This is a genomic window from Kitasatospora sp. NPDC088346 (assembly GCF_044740765.1).
GTDB lineage: Bacteria > Actinomycetota > Actinomycetes > Streptomycetales > Streptomycetaceae > Kitasatospora.
This window is the reverse complement of the sequence record NZ_JBIURH010000020.1, coordinates 79129-97005: the sequence shown is the minus strand read 5'-3', so window position 1 is coordinate 97005 and position 17877 is coordinate 79129. Positions and strand designations below refer to the sequence as shown.

The window sequence follows — 17877 nt, the reverse complement described above, 5'->3', positions numbered from 1 at the left end:
TCTCCGCACAGCGGAGTGCAGGTGGGCTAGCCGGCCAGCAGCACGACCAGGACGATCAGGGCGAGGATCAGGGATGCGCCCACGGCCAGGACCAGCAGCTCGTTGGAGCCGCCGGAGCGGTCCGGGCCGGCGGACCGGTCGGGCGGTCGTCGGGCCGCCGGTACGCCCGGCGGGGCGGGCCGTCCGCGGGGCGGGCCGCCGCGCGGCTGCTCGCGGTGGTGGGCGGCCTCCCGTCCCGTCTCGGGGTCGAGGTACTCCACCAGCTTCTGCCACGTCCGGGGCGGGAGGTCCGGCACGCTCCCGTCGTACGGCGCGAGCGAGATGCGCAGCAGCAGGGCGCGATCCGACCTGCTCGGCGAGGTGCCGATCGTGTGCAGCAGGGAGTCCAGGCCGGGGCGTTGTTCCGGGTCGCGGGCGTAGGGGGCGACCGCCCAGGCGAAGAGCCAGGCCGCGGTGGTGACCGCGGTCTCGTCGACGGCCTCGGCGCCCGGGTCGGTGCCGGTGGGGTCGCGCTGCTCCGCTTCGGCGTAGAGGTAGAGCCGTTCGGAGAGCACACGGGTGCAGAGCGTCCGGGCGTCCTCGCGGGTGCGGTGGGCGCTGCGGTCGGCGAGTGCCTGGAGCAGCACGTGCCGTGCGGGGCTGCGGAGTCCGGGCTGCCCCAGCAGGTCCAGCAGGTGCTGGTCGGGGAACCTGCCGAGCCGGTGCCGGAGCGTCAGCAGCGTGTGGTGGGGGGTGTCCCGGTCGATCCGGAGGAGTTCGGCCCGGCCGCGGCGGACGGATTCGGGTCCGGAGTCGGCCGCCGGGCGCTGCAGCAGCCGTTCCCGGAGGTGTGCGCGGCGGCTGAAGGGGGCCGGTACGGCGAGGGCGGGCAGGGGGACGGGCGGGTCGGGCGGGCCGGGCGGCGTCTGCGGGGTGTCGGCGTAGACGGACGTCTCCGGTTCCTGCTGGTATCCGGTGCCGGTGCCGGTGCCGGTGCCGGCCGGCCGGGTCGAGGTCCCGGCCGGTTGGACGGGGGCGGGCACGGCTTCCTGGTCGAACGGCTCGTCGTTGCGCCGGGCCCCGTCCACCGGTGTCCACGCCGGTGTCCCCACCGGTGTGAGCGGCCCGGAGGTGCGTCCGGCGGGCCGCTCCCGCCGGTCGTCGGCGACCGGCCGGGCCTCGGGGGCGGGGACGGGCGCGGGAACGGGAACGGCGGGCGGTGCAGGGCTCGGCCCGGTGCTGTCCGGCCGCAGCCGCAGCAACGCGCCGATCCGGTGCAGGCGTTCCTCCGCCGGGACGGCCGGGTTCCAGGAGACGCCGGCGAGCTGGTGCGCGATGCCCCGCCCCCGCCCGGGAACGGTGGACAGGTACCGGTGGACCAGTTCCTGGGCGATCGCCTCCGCGTGATCCCTCGGCGGGGCGGGCGGGGCGGGCGGATCGGTGAGCGGGATCCGGGTGCGCAGCGGGTCGTCCGCGGCGGAGGCCCGCCATTCGGGGACGAAGACGATCCCCAGCCGGTGCTCGTCCGTGGTGTCCAGGGTCGCGAAGGTGAACTGCGGGAGGAAACCGTCGCCGAGGATCTCGTGCAGGCCCCACAGCAGGACGGGGGCCGGGTTGATGTGCGAGGGGTTGCCGAGCTGTTCGGCCCTGATCGACAGCCGGCGGCCGGGTGCCCGCAGGACGGCGGCCGTGATCTCGGTGAGCTGTGGAGCCGAGTCGTCGAGCTTGGTCCGGATCCGTGGGAGGGTCCCCTGCCAGGAGGCCCGCAGGGTGTCCAGCGGGACCCGGCCGATCCGCGGGTCCCCGGGGGGCCGGGAACTCTCCGGTTTCGGCGGCCACTTCCAGCTGACCAGGGCGATGCAGTGGGACACGGTCAGCTGCTCGGGCGTGCCCACCAGGGCGTGGCAGTCCGTGGTGGGACGCCCGCCCGGTTCGCGGCTCGGAGTGCGGTGGATCAGCACCACCTCGCCGGTGGAGGTGACGGTCCGCACCAGGCTCGGCCGGTCGGGCCCGCCCTCGACCCGTAGCAGCGGGGCCAGTTCCTCGTACAGCCGCCAGGCCGCGTCCTGCCCGCAGGAGTACGAGACCGGGGCGATGCCGGTCCGGTGGCTCTGCGTGTTGCCCTGCCAGCGGAAGAAGACCTGGTGCAGCAGGTCCGGGTGCTGTTCTGTGGTGTTCACGGCCCCACCTCGGCGGCTGTCTCTCCGGTCGACTCGATGACGCCGCACATGGACAGCACCGACAGCAGCGGCTCGATGACCCGCCTGGCCCGCACCCCGTGCGGGTAGTGGCCGTCCTCCGCCCTGCCGTTGGTGGCCGAGGCGAAGTGCAGGGTGCACTGCGGGATGCTCTCGAACGGCCGCAGCCAGGGACGTTCGGCGTGCAGGCGCAGGAAGGCGTACACGTCGCGGCTCTCGTCCTGTTGACGGTCCCCGGCGAACGGCGCCCGAGCGTGCTCGTCGAGCCAGTGCCTGACCGGGTTCTCGAACCTGATCAGGTCGGACTTGCCGACGACCAGCGCGGCGACCGGCGGGTCCTGGGCCGGAAGCCGGTCGAGGACGGTCTCGAAGGTGGGGTCCCCGCCCGGGCTGACCTTCACCTCGTCGTTGGCGCGCGCCTCGTCCAGCTGGGGGAGCGCGAACGCCAGCAGCGGGTCGACGGTGAAGACCAGGGCGTCGACGTTCAGCAGGAAGTTCAGCAGTTCGTTGGTCTTGAGCAGGTCCTCTCCACCGAGGTCGAAGAAGGCCACCGGCCGGGTCTCACCGTGGCGGTCCGTGATCAGGACCGCCTCCGCGAACTGCGCGAAGGTGGTCTGCAGGGTGTGTCCGAGCTCGGTGCCGTTGCGCAGCGGGGCGACCCGCTCCTTGTAGAACGCCGCGTGGATCTGCGGGCTGACGGACTGCCAGCTCAGTCCGAAGGGGGCGAGCGCCTCGGCCGTCACCTCCCCGATCATCTGCGCGAGCAGGTGGCTCTTGCCGGTGTGGGAGTTGCCGACCATGGCGATGATCAGCGGCCGTCCGTTGGTCAGGTACGGGACCGGCACGTAGTGCGGGGGTGAACCGGGCGCGCCCGGGCACCTCTGGACGGCCCGCCGCAGCAGGTCGCGCAGCCGGACCGGATTGCGTTCGGCCGTCACGTCCAGCTGCTGGTACTGGAGTTGGGCGTCGACGACGAAGAGCTTCCCGACGTCGTAGCTCATCGTCTCCAGGCAGTAGGGGCAGCTGACCGTGCCGCCCGGGGAGCGGTCGCCCCGCGCGCCCCGGCCCTCGCCGGCGGTCCGGGGCAGCGCCCGCCGGGACGTCTGCTTGCGACTGGTGGTGGCATCGAACTCCCGGCGGAACGGTTCCAGCGGATCGGGCCTGGCCAGTGCCGTCCCGACCGGGTCGGAGCCCGGCCGGAGCCTTTCCAGGAGCTGCGCCGGGCCGGGCCGGTCCTGGGCCAGCGGCGCGAGCAACGGCCCGAGGACCGCCGCCAGCGACGGGTACCGGGCCAGGTCGTCCGGCCGGCCGTGGGCGCTCGCGGGCCGCCGGGACACCAGCTCGTACATCAGCTGGGCGACGCTCCACAGCGCGTCGCGCGGATCCGTGTCCCCGGTCCCGCGCAGTTGCTCCGGCGGGGCGTAGGGGGCGGTGCCGTACGAGGCGCGGGGGGCGCCGGCCCGGGTGACCGCGGTGAGGCCCCAGAGCTGCGTCCTGCCGCCGTCCCAGTGCACGTGGTCGGGCGCGATGCCGCGGTGCACCAGTCCGAGGCCCTCCAGCAGCCTGACCGCGAGCACCAGGTCGCGCAGGATCAGCTGCTGCTCCCTGATCTGCACCCCGGACGCCGCGCGGAGCGGTGCGCCCGGCGGACCGAGGTACAGCACGAACGGCTCGGCCACGTCCATGTCGTAGCCCACCGGGATCGGGAACCGTTCCTCGTGCTCGCCGCCCCGCAGGGCGGCGTTGATCTCCAGGGCGGCGCCCACCTCGGCCTCGAAGGCGCGCTGTGCGTCGGCGGTGCCGGCGTACGGCGACGGCAGCCGGACCTGCACCAGGTCCCAGCGGCGGTCGAGGGTGACCCGGCGGGCGACCGCGGGAGCGGGCACCAGGCCGGGCAGGTCCGCACCCGGGACGAGCCGCGCCGTGTGCCGGCGACCGTCGGGGTCGGTGAACCGGACGGGGACGTCAGGGGTGTTCACCACGTGTGCTCCTCCGCCGACGGGTCGCTCCCGGAGGAGGGCTGCTCGCGCTCGGCGGCCGGCGCGGCGGGCGTGGCCACCTGCGGCTCCGGCGCGGCCACCGGGTGCTCGGGGTGGGTGTCCCGGCCGGGGTCGGGGTCGTGGTAGGCCATGACCGTCCGCACCGATCCCGAGCGCAGCGGCGTCAGCCGCAGCCGGCCCGCGTGGCGGCCCGAGGACGTCCAGACGGCCCCGCCGTCCCCGTCGGTGCCACGGCCGTCCAGCTGGGCGCGGACCGCCAAGGGCGCGAACCGGATCCACTCGACGGCGGCCGGGTCGCGGCTGAGCAGCGGCAGCTGCCTGGTCGACACCAGCGGGACCACCTCCTTCTGAACGGCGTTCGGGCCCGCGGCCTCGACCACCCGGTCGAGGCCCAGGCCCAGCAGCCCGGCCGGCCCGCTGCGGGCCCGCGCGGGCGCGGCGAACGGAGGGGCCGGGACGACACCGTTGCGCAGCAGGTGCCGCTGGGCGACCTCCAGCAGCTCCCGGGCCTTCCTGGCGACCTGTCGTTCCGACCCGGAGGCGGCGTGCCCGCCCCGCAGCGCGTCCCAGTGCGGTGCCAGCGACTGCCGCACCAGCTCCGCGAAGTCCCCGCTGAGGGTGGGCACCAGGTCGGGCCCGCCCTCGCCGCTCTGCCGGTCCAGCCACGGCGGCGGCCGGTCGTCCGCCGCCGGGCCCGGGTGGCCGGTGGGCGTGCGCGCCCTGAGCGGTCGCCCGGCCGGTCCGGTCCGGGCCATCCAGCTGGGGACGTCGAGCTCGGGGGCGTCACCCGGGCCCGGCCACCGGTCGTCGGCGAGCGGGTCGTCGGCGTCGGGGTCGGGGTCGGGGTGCTGCTCCTCGTCGCGCACTCCGGCGTCGGCCGTCGCGGTGATGAGATCGGCGAGGGTGTTGAGCACCACCGACACCGACCGTGCGGCCTCGGCGCAGTCGATCCGTTCGGTCTCGGCCCACCAGCGCTGCCGGACCGCCCGGTCGAGGACCTCGTCGAGCGCGCGCACCGCCGCCTGGACGGCGGCCGCGCCGCTGTCCTTCCAGATCTGCGCCACCGCCCGGTCCCAGGCCCGGACGACCGCGGTCCACGCCAGCAGGAGGCCGGCCGGCAGCGCGATCGACGCGGTCCAGCCGGGCAGCCCGAGGACCGTGCCCAGCGCCGCACCGGCGGCGCCGCCGAGCAGGACCAGTGTGCCCTGGGCCCCGACGTACCGGCCGCCGAAGGCGGCCCGGGCCCGCGGCGCGTCCCCCGGGAGGTGGCGCGAGGTCAGGAACCCGCCGTAGAGGACGAGCAGCGCGACGGCGGCCGTGCCCGCCCCCCAGGGCCAGGCGCCCAGCCCGGCGAGCGCGCCCGCCAGGAAGGTCAGGGCGCGCGTGCCCAGCAGGCTCCCGACGGCCGGCGGCACCCCGCCGCCGCCGGGTGCCAGCAGCGCTTGCGGACAGGCGCGGCCGGGCGCCTCGGCGAGCGCGTCCTCCTGGTGCGGCATCATCCGCGCCGAGCAGTCCTCGAAGCGGTCGGCGACGGCCCTGAGCGTCAGCCCGTCGTCGAAGAGCTGCTCGGCGAGTGCGCACAGTCCCTCGCCGGCCCGCTCGGGCGTGACGCCGGACGGCGGCAGGTCGAGCCCGAGCTCCTTCAGCCGCAGCACCATCTCGCGGACCTCGACGACCCCCGGCGGCTGCGCGCCCAGGTCCACCACGCCGTTCACCTGCGCCAGGTAGTCGCCGAGGGCGCTCCTGGCACCGTCCAGAGCCATCGTGAAGCCGTCCGAGCCGCGTCCGGAGACCAGACCGCCCTGGGTGGCGAGGACCTTCCGGGCCCGGCCCGCGGTGCGCAGCGCCTCGACGCAGCGTTCCCGGACGGCCTCCAGCGGACCTCCCCGCGCGTACTCCCCGGCCGGGCCCGAACCCTTGCCGCCGGCCAGCCGGTCGAGCGGCTCCGGAAGGCTCGCAGCGCCGCCCTTCCCGTGCGGGCCGGACGTGCTCCCGTACGACGGCTGTCCGACGAACCGCGCGGCGGCGTTCCCCCAGGCCTGGTCCCGCGCGGCGGGGGAGAGGTCGTACTCGAGCAGGCGCAGGCCCGGGGCCGCGACGCCGTTGCAGGACGCGGTCAGGCGTTGCAGCACCCGGTCGAACAGTTCGGGGCCGAGCAGCAGGCCGGCCAGCGTGCGGAGCGCCTGCGGATCGGGGGTGCCGGTCCGGGCGGACGGTCCGCGGGGGCCGCCCGCCTTGAGGTCCGCCGCCCAGATCAGTCCGACGGAGGCGGTCCTGAGCAGTGCCGGGCGGTGCAGGGCCGGTGACTCCCCGCCGCCGCCGGCCTCCGGGGGCAGGTCGCCGACGAGCAGGCAGAGCACGCTGATCCGGGTGGCCCGCCGGAAGCGCAGCAGCCGCTCGTAGACGGACTGGTTGCGGACCAGGCCCTCGGGCGTGTCGAGGACGAGGAAGCGGTAGGAGTGGGGAGTCGTGACGCCGAACGGGGCGAGCCGCTGCTCGACGGCGGCCTCCAGCCGGTGGTCCTCGTCGAACCGCGCCGGTTCCTCCAGAAGGTTCAGCTGGACCACCGGTGACGGGGTCTCCTGGTCGTTGATCACTCGGTTTCCTGTTCCCAGCGGTAGGCGTCGGCGGTGCCGCCGCGGCGGTCGGCGGCGGACGGGCCGGTGCCGTACCCCGCGTCGTGGCGCCCGCCGTCGTGGTCGGCCGGGGCCCGGTGTCCGTCCGCGGTGTGCCCGGGGCGGTCCTCGTCGAGGTCGTCCCCGTCGGGGTCGTCGTACGCGCGGACGGGCCGCGGCGGCGGGACGGGGGCGAGGGGCTGCGTCCCGAAGTCCTCGTCGGCGGGCCGCCGGTCCTCGCGCCGGTCCTGGCCGGCCTCGACGGGCCTGCGGCGCCGGCGGGGCGGTTCCCCGCCCCGGAAGGCGTCGAGCAGGTCCCGCAGGGTCACCTGGAACGCCTGCTGGTCGGCGTCGACGTCCAGGGCGGCGGGGAGGGTGACCGACCAGAACCGCAGCAGCGGCGTGAGCCAGGCGGTGATCCTCGGATCGTCGAACTGCTCGCGGCGCGAGAGCAGTTGGAGCTGCTGCGGGGCGACCTTCTCGACCAGGTGGACGAAGAGCGGGTGCGGCTTGCTGCCCGGCCGGTCGAGCCCGTGCGGCGTGGTCTGCATCAGCACGCTGCAGTAGGTGTCCACGATGGTGCCCTCGTCGAGCAGGGCCCAGCGCTCGTACGACCGCAGCAGCCCGACCCAGCTGGACATGCCGTCCTGGTACTCGTCCAGGGTCAGGGTGATGCCGGGCTGGCCCTGCCGGGTGTCGGTGGTCAGCCAGATCCGGATCCGCTCCGGGGAGTCCTGGTCGCCTTCGAGGACCTCGACCTGGCCGTTCCACATCGCGCAGAGCAGCCGGTAGAGGATGTAGGTCCGGTCGTCCTCGGTGCTCGCCAGCCAGTTGTCCTGGTAGCCCAGCCGCTGGCGCCAGTTGAGCATGGTGCCGTTCCTGCGGGCGGCCCGGGCCCAGCTCCGCAGCACCTCCCTGGCCTCCGGCACCTCGGTGATGCTCATCTCGCTGCGGAACAGCACCACGGTGATCGACTCGGTCTCCACGCCGCGGAACTCGATCAGCTTCTTGGTGTCCCTGGGCAGGGGCAGGACCCGGCGCAGGTAGTCCTCGACCTCCTGGCGGTTCGGGGCCTGCGGATAGACGATCAGGACCTGCATCCGGCCGTTGCCCTCGGGACTGAAGCCGATCGGGAGCAGGCCCTTGATCTTGTGGCCGAACTCGGCGAGGGCGGCCGCGCCGACGCCCGCCGCGGCGCCGCGGTCACCCGCGGCCGCGGCCAGCAGGACGCCCATCGACGGGAGGAGCGGCCGCTCCTCCTGGTGCGGGAGGCGCTCGGCGAAGAGCGTCTTGATCCGCTTCTCGACGACGGCCTTGACCTTGCCCACCGCGACCTCGGGCTTCTCGCGCCGCACCGCCTGCACGGCCGCGGCCCACTGCTCGGGGCCGACCAGCTTGAGCAGCAGGGTCGCCTCGTCGTCGTTCTCGTCGAGGCCGTGACGGCGGGAGAGGCGGTCGGCCATGTCGCCGTAGAACTCCCGCAGGTCGCTCTGCGAGGGCAGCAGGTAGGCGACTCCGGTGCGGTCCTGGTAGAGCTCCTGGACCGCGCGCTTGTGCGTCTTCTTCTCCTCGTCGATGTGGCCGAGGAACGCCGACGTCAGGCGCCTCACCTCGCCTTCGAGGACCTTCGCCGAGTGCTCCCAGACGCCGCGCTGGGCCGCCCAGGCGGAGTGCCAGGCGGCGTGGCAGCGCCAGGCGTACCAGCGGTCCTGCTCGTCCACCGCGGCCTGCACCTCGGGGTCGGCCCAACGGGAGCGGGCCAGCAGGCTGCCCCTGATCCGGGGCACCGACGGCGGCTTCTCCCCGGACACGCCGGACGGCCGGGCCGGTGGCCGGCTGCGCAGTTGCAGCATGCCGAGCAGCCCCTGCTGCACGGCCCGGTCGGGGTCCGAGCGTTCGCCCATGACGATGCGTCCGAGGTCGAACGGGTTCACCCGGTTCAGCATCTCGTCCATCGCCTGGAGCGGCGTGAACGCGTGCACCAGGGCCGGCATGGTGCGGGCGATCTTCTTCCTGAGGTTGTCCACCTGGGTCTCCAGCCGGACGATCCGGTCCTGGAGTTCCTGCTCGATCGCCGTCCCGCCGCGCGGCAGGACCGCGGGGTCCGGCGGCGCCTCGTACGGCCGGTGCCAGAGGTCCGACAGCCCGCAGGACGTGAACATCTGCTCCAGCAGCGGCCGCAGGGGCTGCTCGGACGGACGGTTCTCCTCGACCAGGGCGTCCACCGCCACCGCCAGCATCCGTGCGGACATGACCTCGGCCAGTTCGTCCAGCGGCACGGTGAGCGAGGCGACCAGGCTGGTGGAGACCCCCCGGTACCCGATGCCCGACGCCGCCCGCTCGGTGCGTTGCTGCCCCCGGTTGAGGAAGCTGGAGGCGAACGTCTGGTCGTTGCTCTCCCGGGCCACGCCGCCGTTGGACGGGCTGTCGCCCAGCTCGGTGCCGATCAGCGACATCACCAGCGACACGATGGAACGCCGGAGGTCGTCCGGGCGGATCCCCGCGGTGCGGCTGAACAGGAAGCCGGTCGGCATCAGCCCCGGGCGCATCCGGATCGGACCGGTCCTCGGGTACCTGATCTGCAGTCCCCCCGCGGCCTCGTCGACGTCGCCGAGCTGGGCGCTGGACACCGGCCGGTTCTGCTCGTCCACCAGCCGGAACAGGTCGACCAGCGAGCGCGCGGCGTTGAGCTCGGCCTCGGGCCCGCCGCCGGCCTCGGCCGGGAAGGCGGACGGCATCACCACCAGGGGGTAGATCTTGACGCCCCGGAAGCCCTTCTGCTTGAAGGCCTGGGCGATGAGGTGGAGGTAGTCCAGGAAGATCCCGGCCCCGGTCCCGCCGGCCACCGAGAAGGACACGAACACGTCGCAGCCGGTGATCTGGTTCCCGCCGAGCTGGCTCAGCGCCGGACCGGAACGGCTGATCGCGTCGATGGCCTCGGTGAGCGGGTCCATGATCGGCTTGAGGCTGTGCTGGAGCGTGCCGTACAGCGCGGCCCGGCCGATGGTCGGAAGCTGTCCCGCGCCCTTGCTCAGCGGTGTCACCCGCGGCTCGTTCCGCTCCGGAGGCAGCCAGCTCTCGGTCTCCCGGCGGAACTTGGCCCGCAGGACCCGGTTGACCTCCGAGGAGCTGTCGTCCGGCGGCAGCAGGTCGTGGGTGACCCGGGCGGTCTTGCGGAACGCGGTCCGCAGCGCGGGATCGCCCACGCTGTTCAGCGGCAGCAGGTCGAGCTCGGCCTCACTGAAGTCCGCGTAGACGAACTGCAGGCACTCCGGCAGCTGGTACGGAAGCTGGACGCCGATCCGGCTGAGGGCGGTGCCGTCGGGGCCGCAGAGTTCGGCCCGGAGTCTGCGCTCCAGTTCGGAGCCGACCTGTCCGCCGGTGCCGCCCAGGCCGACGAACAGCATGGGCTGGAAGACCTTCATCGGTGTGTCTCTCCCTTGTGTGGGGCATGTCGGCCCGCCCGGGCGGGCGCACGGTCAGAGGAACTCGTCGAAGTCGTCGTCGAGGCCGACCGACCCGGCGGCCTGGGGCTGGAGCACAGAGGGGGCGCTGTGGCCGGGGGGCCGTCTCCGCAGCCGGGCCAGCAGACCGCCCGCCCCGGGCGGCCGGCCGGCCCGGCCCTCGGTGAAGGAGAGCTGCAGTTCGCGCCCCTGGTCCGTGTCGACGGCGACCGGCCGGCCCAGCGGGAGCGGCTGGTCGGCCGTGCCCGCGGCGCGGAACATGACCCCGGCGCGCGGGTCGCGGCGCACCGCGTAGCCGCCACCGGGCCCGGCGACCAGCGTCGGGTGGTCGCCGTCCGTGCCGGTGACCTTGAACTGGAACCAGTGGCCCTTGCCGGTCCGCCCGGCCGGCAGGGTGCTCAACCCGGTCCCGTCGGCGAGGCTCAGCTCGACGTGCAGGCCGTGCGCCCCGTGGGTGAGCCGCCTGACCCGCACGGCCAGCACGGCCACCACCACCAGCCCGAGCAGCGCGGCCGCGGCCACCGCGAGGGCGGTGCCGTACTCGTCCAGAAAGCCGGGCACGGGGGTGATCGGGACCGACAGCGGTTCCTGGGCCAGCGGCTGGCCGGCCGAGGTGTCGACGACCGTGAGCGTGCCGCCGAGCCGGGTGGTGGTGGGCACCGCCGCCGCCTCGAAGGCGGCGGTGCGGGCCACCTGGACGGTCACCTGCACACGCTGGGACGCACCGGCCGGGAGCGCCACCGACGACGGGTCCACGGTCAGCAGGTTGCCGCTCGTGTTGCGCACCGACACCGCCAGCGTGCGCGCCTGCTGGCTGTCGTTGCGCAACTCCAGCGTGCCGTGCAGGCTCTCGCCGGGATGGACGCTCCGCTGCGCCAGCACCAGCCGGGAGGAGACCGCCGGCGGGCCGACCGCGACCTGGCCCCCCTCGCTGCGGTCGGGGTCGGCCGTGAGACCGACGGCGCTGAGGGTCGCGGTGGCCCGGATCGCACCGTCCGCGGTGGCGGGGATCGTGGCGGTCCCGGTGAAGGCGCCGTCCCCGGCCCTGGCGTCGGGCGCGGACCCGTCGTCGGTGAGCGTCAGCGGCTGGTCGGCGAACCCGCTGCCGACCAGGGCGGCCGTCACCTGCATCGGGGGGAGGTGTCCGAGGTCGGTGAGCAGGGTGTCCTTCCTGGTGAGCAGCTGGAGGGTGACCACGGCGGTGCCGCCCGGGCGGGGATTGGGCGGATTCAGCGTGATCGAGGTCCGCAGCTCGCCGTGCCACAGCACGCTCACGGTGGCGAGCTGGCCCCGGTGCCCTTCGGCGGCGTCCAGATGGACCGTCCAGTCCCCGGGGACCGGGTCGACGAGCCGCAGGGACTCGACCGACTCCCCGCGTCCGGCCAGGTCGTACGCGGATCCGTCGAGGGTGCCCGAGACCGGTGCGTCCGGCTTGAGCTGCCTGCCCTGCGGATCGGTGAAGGTCACGGCGACGGCGGGATCGCCCTTGGAGACCACGATGGCGCCGACGGTCGCCACCGCGGAGATGTGCACCGTCTGGGTGGTGGGCGGGTAGACCCCGCGGGAGGTGGGTTCGCGGTGCAGGCAGTGCGCCGAGGCGAAGGCCTGTTCGAGAGCCGCGCCGACGTCCCCCGAGCGGTGCACGTCCTGCGCGGTGGGGGCGGTGTCGGGAATGCCCGGGCACGACTGCTGGTAGCCGCCCCGCGCCATCTGCTGCAGGGTGGCCACGTCCACGTCGGAACCGAAGCCCAGCGGCCAGATCTGCACCTGGGCGGTCCGGGCCTCGTCGAGGGCGAGGGCGAGGCGGCGCACCCCCTCGGCGGCCCGGTGGGCCTCGTCGCCGTAGGCGGAGCTGTGGCTGACGTCGAGCTTCCCGTCGGTGAGGATGAACAGCACCCGGGGCGTGCCGGCCGGGGTGTCCCGCAGGGCGGCGATGCCCTGCCGGATCGCGGCGGGGAAGTCGGTGTCGCTGCCGGTGCCGGGGGCCCGGATGGTCAGTTTGGCCGTGCACGCGCCGACCTGGGCACGCCCGATGGAGTCGAGCGTCAGGGTCGGGCAGACCGTGTCGACCGGGTGCTGCGAGGCGTCGTCCGCACTGGCGAACCCGAAGATGTCGACCTTGGACCCGGCGGAGACGTCGCCGAGCGCGATGCGGCTGGCGGCGTCCCGCTCCTGGAGCATGTCCGGCGGCTGGATGCTGCCGGACTCGTCCACCGCGATCGCGAAGTTGATCGGGGCGATGGTGGCGGCGCCGCCCGGGCCCTCCGCCGCGGGCGCGGCGCCCGCGGCGGAGACAAGCGTGCCGAACAGGCAGAGCAGCGAGGCCAGCAGCGCGGCGGCGCGCAGGGCCGGCCGGCGCGGCGGCGGGGGAGCCGCCCGCAGCGGCCGCGCTCTGGACCACGACCCCTCGCCGGTGCGCACGGTGAACAGCTCATGGAACATGGGACAACCCCCCTCGGCCCCGCGAGGGGCTCGTTCGACGGCCGGACCACCGGCGTCGTTGCATGACGTTGACGTGAACAGCGGGACGTGCGGCACCACGGGCTCCGGGCCGCCCCGGACGGAGTCAGCCGGTGACCAGCGCGCAGGCGGCCAGCACCGCCGCCGGGGCCAGGGTGGCCACCGCCCAGCGGATGCAGCGGTACTTCGCGGCGAGGATCGTGCTGACGTCCACGGTCTGGACCACCAGCCAGCGCACGGGATCCCTGGCCGCGTCGCTCACCCGCAGCGCCAGCCCGTCCGGCCCGTCCGAACGGAGGAAGTCCCTGAAGAAGGTCAGCCCGGGGCCGGGCCGGGCCGTGCCGAGCCGTGGCAGGACGACCAGCACGAGGCAGCCGACCCCGAACAGCCAGAGCACCGCGGTGCAGGACCACAGCACCACCCCGACCGCGTCGACGCCGCCGGGGCGCCGGTCGCCGCCCAGCAACAGCGCGGGCAGGGCCAACGCGCCGGACAGCAGGACCGCGGCCTTGCTGTCCGCGCGCCCGATGTCCTCCCGGACGGTGTCGAGCAGCCGTTGTGCGACGTAGCGGTCCGCCTCGCCCGTGCTCGCCGGGGCGGCGGCGGCCGCCGGATCGGCTACCACTCGAACTTCTTCCGGCGTTCCTCACGGGCCGCGGTGGACGGACGCGCCGCCGGCTCCTCGGCGGGTCCGCCGCCCCCGGGCTGCTGCCGCGGTGGCACCCAGTCGTCCGTGTCGAAGGATTCGGCGGCCGGGCCGCGGCCGGCGTCACCGTCGCGACCGGGGTCCGGGTCGTGCCGGAACGCGTCGTCCGGCGGGATCCGGCTCACCTCGACCCGGGCGGGCAGCTCCGGGACCGCCTCGTCCGGCGTCCGGCCGCCGCTCAACAGCATCCGCCGGACCTGGCGTTCGATGTCGGGGGACTGGATCACGCCCTCGGAGACCCACTGCATGACCCGGTCCAGCATTCCGGCCCGGTCGCCACGGCCCTCCTGACGCAGCGCCTCCAGGAACGCCCCGGCGTTGGCCGGGTCCTGCGCCAACATGTAGTTGATCTGCGACCCCTGGCCGCCCTCCATCATCGCCCGGAAGAAGTCCATCCGCAGGGCCAGCAGTTCGCTCTGGTGCCGTTCCTGGAGCCTGGCGGTCTCCTGCCTGACCTCGGCCTCACGCTGCTCCCAGCGCAGGTCGCGGTACTTGTCCGCCTGTTCCACGGCCTTGGCGTCCACCGCGATCCGCACGTAGACACGGGTCTGCAGACCCTCCTCCGCGCCGAGGCTCCGCCAGGCCCCCGCCTCCAGCTCGGCGTTCACGGCCTGGTTGGCGCGCTGGGCGTCGTCCACCGCGAAGCGCTCGGAGACCTTGTGCAGCCGCTGCTTGATCTGCGGCCCGAGCACCTCGGCCACGTCGACCACGCGCTGTTCCACCACCCGGAAGTTGTCCACCACCGTCCACTGCACGTCGACCTGGGCGCGGAAGAACGAGGCGCCGCCCGACGCCGGCAGGTCGAGCTCGAAACTGGTGGTGTGCCGGCCGCGCGCGACCTCGATCACCGTGTACGGCTTCGCCCCCCAGCGCCGGTCGAAGTGCTCCGTGCCCATGGCGCTGACCACGCTGTAGCCGCCGCTGCGGTAGAAGAGCACCGAGGTCAGCTGGGAGCCGGGGTGCCGGAACTCCCCGGCGGGGTCGTACTCGCCCTGGAACGGCCCCCTGAGCTCCTCCGGGAGGGCGAGTTCTCGACGCTCGGTGTTCATACCCGCTCCTTCTCCCGATGGGTGTTGGTCAGCGGCCTCGACTCGACCGCCCGCCAGATCCGTCGTGCCTGCCCGGCGGGGAGGGGGTCGTCCTCGTCCTCCACCATCCGGTTGATCAGCCAGCGCAGCCGCTCCCGGTCCTCGTCGTCGTCCACCAGCAGCGGCAGCAACCGCTCCAGGCCGGTGAACAGCGCCTCGCCCTCCTCCGAGCAGGCCCGGCGCAGCCAGACCTCCAGCGAGGCGGTCACCGTCGCGCGCGATCGCAGCACCTGGAGGGCGTGCCACAACAGGTCGGCGACCGGGACGGTGCGTCCCTCCCGGGCTGTTGCCAGGGCCAGCGCCAGCGGCCACTTCTGGTAGTCCGCCAGGTCGGGGGAGGCCTCGCCGTCCCAGATCTCGCCGACCCTGGTGGCGGCCAGCCGGGCCACGCTGAGCAGCCCGAGATCCTGGTCCTGACGGTCCCGGCGACGGCCCTGCACCCACTGGCCGATCCGGCGCAGGACCGCCATGTCGTCGGAGCCGGCGGCGAGCAGGACGGTGCTGTGCGAGGCCACGGCCAGGTGCTCGCCGTCGTTGCGCAGGCCGATCCGGGCGAGCAGGTCCAGCGCGGAGCCCACCCTGGCCGTGCAGTGGCCGTAGCCGAGGGCCACCGCGGCGGTCCAGCGCAGCGACGAGGAGTCGGACCTGGCCCAGGCGCGGATCAGCGCCCGGATCGCCGACCGGTGCGAGTCGTGGCGGACGACCTGGTCCAGGGCGGTGGCGGCGAACATCCGGCGTCTGGCGCCGGCCGCCGTGGCCATCGGCCGCAGCAGCTGTTCGTAGCCGTACTCGAAGTCCCGGACGCAGAGTTCGCCCGCCGCGACGGCCGCGCGGACGCGTACCTGGGGACGGGGGTCGTCGGCGAGCGAGCGCAGCCAGCGCACCACCGGCGGCCGGGCGGCGTGGTGCCGCGTCCAGACCTCCCCGAGCACGGCCGTGGGCAGCGCCGTGCCACGGAACCGGACGGTGCGCACCGGCACCGGGACGTCGGCCACCAGGACGTGTCCCTCGCCCAGCGCGGCGCGCGACAGCCCGAGCGTCACCGACTCGTCGTCGCAGAACAGGGCCCGTGCGGGCGAACGCTCCGGCTCGCGGGCCACCGCCATCTCCCAGGCCAGCGCGTTGGCGGCCTCGGCCACGATGCTGTGGGTGGAGCCGTGGAACACCGACAGGGCGACCCGGAAGGCCGCCGGGTACATCAGGGTGGCGGCCGACGGCACACCCGGGCTGCTCTCACCGCCGATCTCCCGGTCCAGGCCGGCGAACCACTCGTGGGCCTGGTGGTCCGCCAGCTCCCGGCAGCGGGCCAGCAGCCCGTCCCGCGGCAGGGTGCCGAGGGCGTGCTCGGCCAGCAGGTCGGCCAGTCGCTCGACCTCCCTCGGGCGCAGTTCGTCCAGGCCGACGGCGGCGGCGACCTCCGGATCGCGGGCGAGCGCGACGGCTTCCGACAGCCCCCCGGCGGCCCCCGGCGGTCCCTCCGGCAGGTCCTCCCACCGTCCCTCCGGCCGGTCCTCCAGCCGTTCCCGGAGCCGGGACTCCAGGAGCCGGTCGGCGGGGGCGTCCGGGCAGAGCCTGCCGTAGCGACCCGAGAGCATGGTGGTGGTCGCGGCGCCGGACGCGACGACCACGACCGCGTACGAGTCGCAGGCCCCGAGTGCGGCCGCGAGCGCGTCGAGGTGGACCTCGGCGGGCATCAGCGCGGTGTCGTTGCTCTCCGGGATCTCCATCAGGAAGCCGTGGCCGCGGCCGTGTTCCTCCAGCTCGGTGCCGGTGAGCTCGGCCGGTGCGGTCCGCGGGTCGAGGCGGGAGACGCGCGGGCGCGGTGGGGCCGGCGACCCGGCCTGATCGGGGTCGGTCATCCGGTCGAGCAGCACCAGCGCGGTGCAGGTACGGCCGCCGCCCCGGGCGCCGCCGAGCACCAGCAGCCGCCGGGAGCGCAGCGACTGCGCCAACTCCTCGAAACCGTCCGGCTGCTGGTACACCCTGCGGAGCCGCAGCAGTTCGTCCTCCGGCACCGGCCCGCTGAACACCGCGGTGCGCTGTGCGTCGAGGCGCAGGTTCACGTCGCCGAAGTGCGCGTTCTGGAACTCCGGACGGTGGAAGTTGTGCTGGTCGCGGCGGATGTCGAACGACGCCCTGGCCGAGCGGTGCGCCTCCGCGGTCGCCGCCGCGTCCACGGGGGTGTCCTCGCCCTCCTCCCGCGGGTCGCTGCCCACGGCTGCGAACCGGCTCTCCACCCGCTCGCGCTCCGCGCGGTCCCGGGCGTCCTGCTCGGGGTCGTCCCCGGTGGCCCGGTCCGACTCCCGTCGGCCGCCGTCGGCGGGCTCGCCGCGGTCCTTCGGCTTCCGTTCGTCCTGCCGGTCCGCGTCGGCGGGGCGTGGCGCGGGGTCGGGGGACTCGCCGGCGGGGGGCTCCTCCTCACTCATTCCCGGTCTCCTCCCGACGCGGTGCCGGGCCGGTGTGGGTGTCACCGAAGTGCACGGGGGCGGTGTACACCGGCCGGTCGTGGTGGTGCATGTCGCGCCCGACGGTGATCCCGGCCCTGCCGGGGGGCGGTGGCACCGGCGTGGCCGCGGACGGGGCCGCCGACGGGGTGGGCAACGGGGTGGGCGCCGGGGTGGGCGCCGCCGGCTCGGGCGGTTGCGCGGCGGCCGGTGGCCGGGGCCGGCCCCGGTCGGGCACGTGGAACCAGGCGGTGACCTCGCCCTCCTTGAGCGGCACCCTGGCCGGCCGGTAGGCGGACGGATAGATTCCCCAGCCGCCGGGTTCCACCACGTCGCGGTAGAGCAGGTCCGACACGACGCACACGAGGTCGGCCTGCGCGGCGTCCAGGGCCAGCCTGGCCTCCTGGCAGTCGGCCAGCCGGCACGCGAGGTCGACGGCGCGGCCGCTCACGCCGTGCCGGTCGGCGCGGACCGGGCCGATGTGCATGCCGACCCGCAGTCCCAGGGGGCGGGCCAGCCTGCGGTTGCTCGCGCGGAGCCGTTCGTGCGCCTCCACCAGCCAGGTTCCGAGCAGGGCGGACGGCGGGACCGTCGCCACGACGGCGGCCAGGACGCCGTCGCCGCGGTCCTCCAGGTGCAGGTCGGCGGGCCGCACCGCCGCCTTGGCGAACGAGGGTTGGACCACCCCGTAGAGCTGCCTGCGCATCTCCGGCTTGTCGCTGTCGTCGTACTCGCCGGACCTCCGCGCGTCCACGCTGATCACCAGCTGGTACGTCGCGGGTTCGACGTCGTCGTCACTCACTGCCGTCCCCCTCCCACGGGCCTCTGCCGCTGTCCCGAGTCTGTGGGCGCGCAGCGCCGACGTCTGTGACCGTTTACATGCGGCAGGAGGTCGATCTCTGGTTCCTGGTGCTGTTCTGCGG

Annotated in this window: 9 protein-coding genes; all 9 read right to left on the bottom strand. The window is 74.8% G+C overall.

Features of this window, described 5'->3' with window-relative positions:
- Positions 1 to 26: 26 nt before the first annotated feature.
- Entirely contained in the window at positions 27 to 2159 is a 2133-nt protein-coding gene (locus ACIOFR_RS24375; RefSeq protein WP_401000664.1) for a hypothetical protein, read from the bottom strand.
- Entirely contained in the window at positions 2156 to 4159 is a 2004-nt protein-coding gene (locus tag ACIOFR_RS24370) for a hypothetical protein (RefSeq protein ID WP_401000663.1), read from the bottom strand. The genes ACIOFR_RS24375 and ACIOFR_RS24370 overlap by 4 nt, the downstream gene beginning before the upstream one ends.
- On the bottom strand, positions 4153 to 6774 hold the full coding sequence (locus ACIOFR_RS24365; RefSeq protein ID WP_401000661.1) for a hypothetical protein: 2622 nt from the start codon (positions 6772 to 6774) through the stop codon (positions 4153 to 4155). The genes ACIOFR_RS24370 and ACIOFR_RS24365 overlap by 7 nt, the downstream gene beginning before the upstream one ends.
- The gene (locus ACIOFR_RS24360; RefSeq protein WP_401000659.1) at positions 6771 to 10217 is read right to left on the bottom strand and encodes a tubulin-like doman-containing protein; all 3447 of its coding nucleotides are present in this window, start codon (positions 10215 to 10217) and stop codon (positions 6771 to 6773) included. The genes ACIOFR_RS24365 and ACIOFR_RS24360 overlap by 4 nt, the downstream gene beginning before the upstream one ends.
- A gap of 54 nt (positions 10218 to 10271) precedes the next feature.
- On the bottom strand, positions 10272 to 12698 hold the full coding sequence (locus ACIOFR_RS24355; RefSeq protein WP_401000657.1) for a choice-of-anchor X domain-containing protein: 2427 nt from the start codon (positions 12696 to 12698) through the stop codon (positions 10272 to 10274).
- A 124-nt stretch (positions 12699 to 12822) separates the two neighbouring features.
- Positions 12823 to 13341 (bottom strand): Pycsar system effector family protein, encoded by a 519-nt coding sequence (locus tag ACIOFR_RS24350; protein WP_401000655.1) that lies wholly within the window; start codon positions 13339 to 13341, stop codon positions 12823 to 12825.
- Positions 13335 to 14471 carry a hypothetical protein gene (locus ACIOFR_RS24345; RefSeq protein ID WP_401000653.1) on the bottom strand — a complete coding sequence of 379 codons (1137 nt, stop codon included), beginning with the start codon at positions 14469 to 14471 and terminating at the stop codon, positions 13335 to 13337. The genes ACIOFR_RS24350 and ACIOFR_RS24345 overlap by 7 nt, the downstream gene beginning before the upstream one ends.
- Positions 14468 to 16936, bottom strand: coding sequence for a hypothetical protein (locus ACIOFR_RS24340; RefSeq protein WP_401000651.1), 2469 nt, complete (start codon positions 16934 to 16936; stop codon positions 14468 to 14470). The genes ACIOFR_RS24345 and ACIOFR_RS24340 overlap by 4 nt, the downstream gene beginning before the upstream one ends.
- On the bottom strand, positions 16929 to 17756 hold the full coding sequence (locus ACIOFR_RS24335) for a hypothetical protein (protein WP_401000649.1): 828 nt from the start codon (positions 17754 to 17756) through the stop codon (positions 16929 to 16931). Before ACIOFR_RS24335 ends, ACIOFR_RS24340 begins: the two co-directional genes overlap by 8 nt.
- Positions 17757 to 17877: the final 121 nt, after the last annotated feature.

What these genes read in the sequence shown, in the direction of transcription:
- ACIOFR_RS24360 (WP_401000659.1), bottom strand. Translation starts at nt 10,217, where the DNA reads ATGAAGGTCTTCCAGCCCATGCTGTTCGTCGGCCTGGGCGGCACCGGC.
- ACIOFR_RS24355 (WP_401000657.1), bottom strand. Translation starts at nt 12,698, where the DNA reads ATGTTCCATGAGCTGTTCACCGTGCGCACCGGCGAGGGGTCGTGGTCC.
- ACIOFR_RS24345 (WP_401000653.1), bottom strand. Translation starts at nt 14,471, where the DNA reads ATGAACACCGAGCGTCGAGAACTCGCCCTCCCGGAGGAGCTCAGGGGG.
- ACIOFR_RS24340 (WP_401000651.1), bottom strand. Translation starts at nt 16,936, where the DNA reads ATGAGTGAGGAGGAGCCCCCCGCCGGCGAGTCCCCCGACCCCGCGCCA.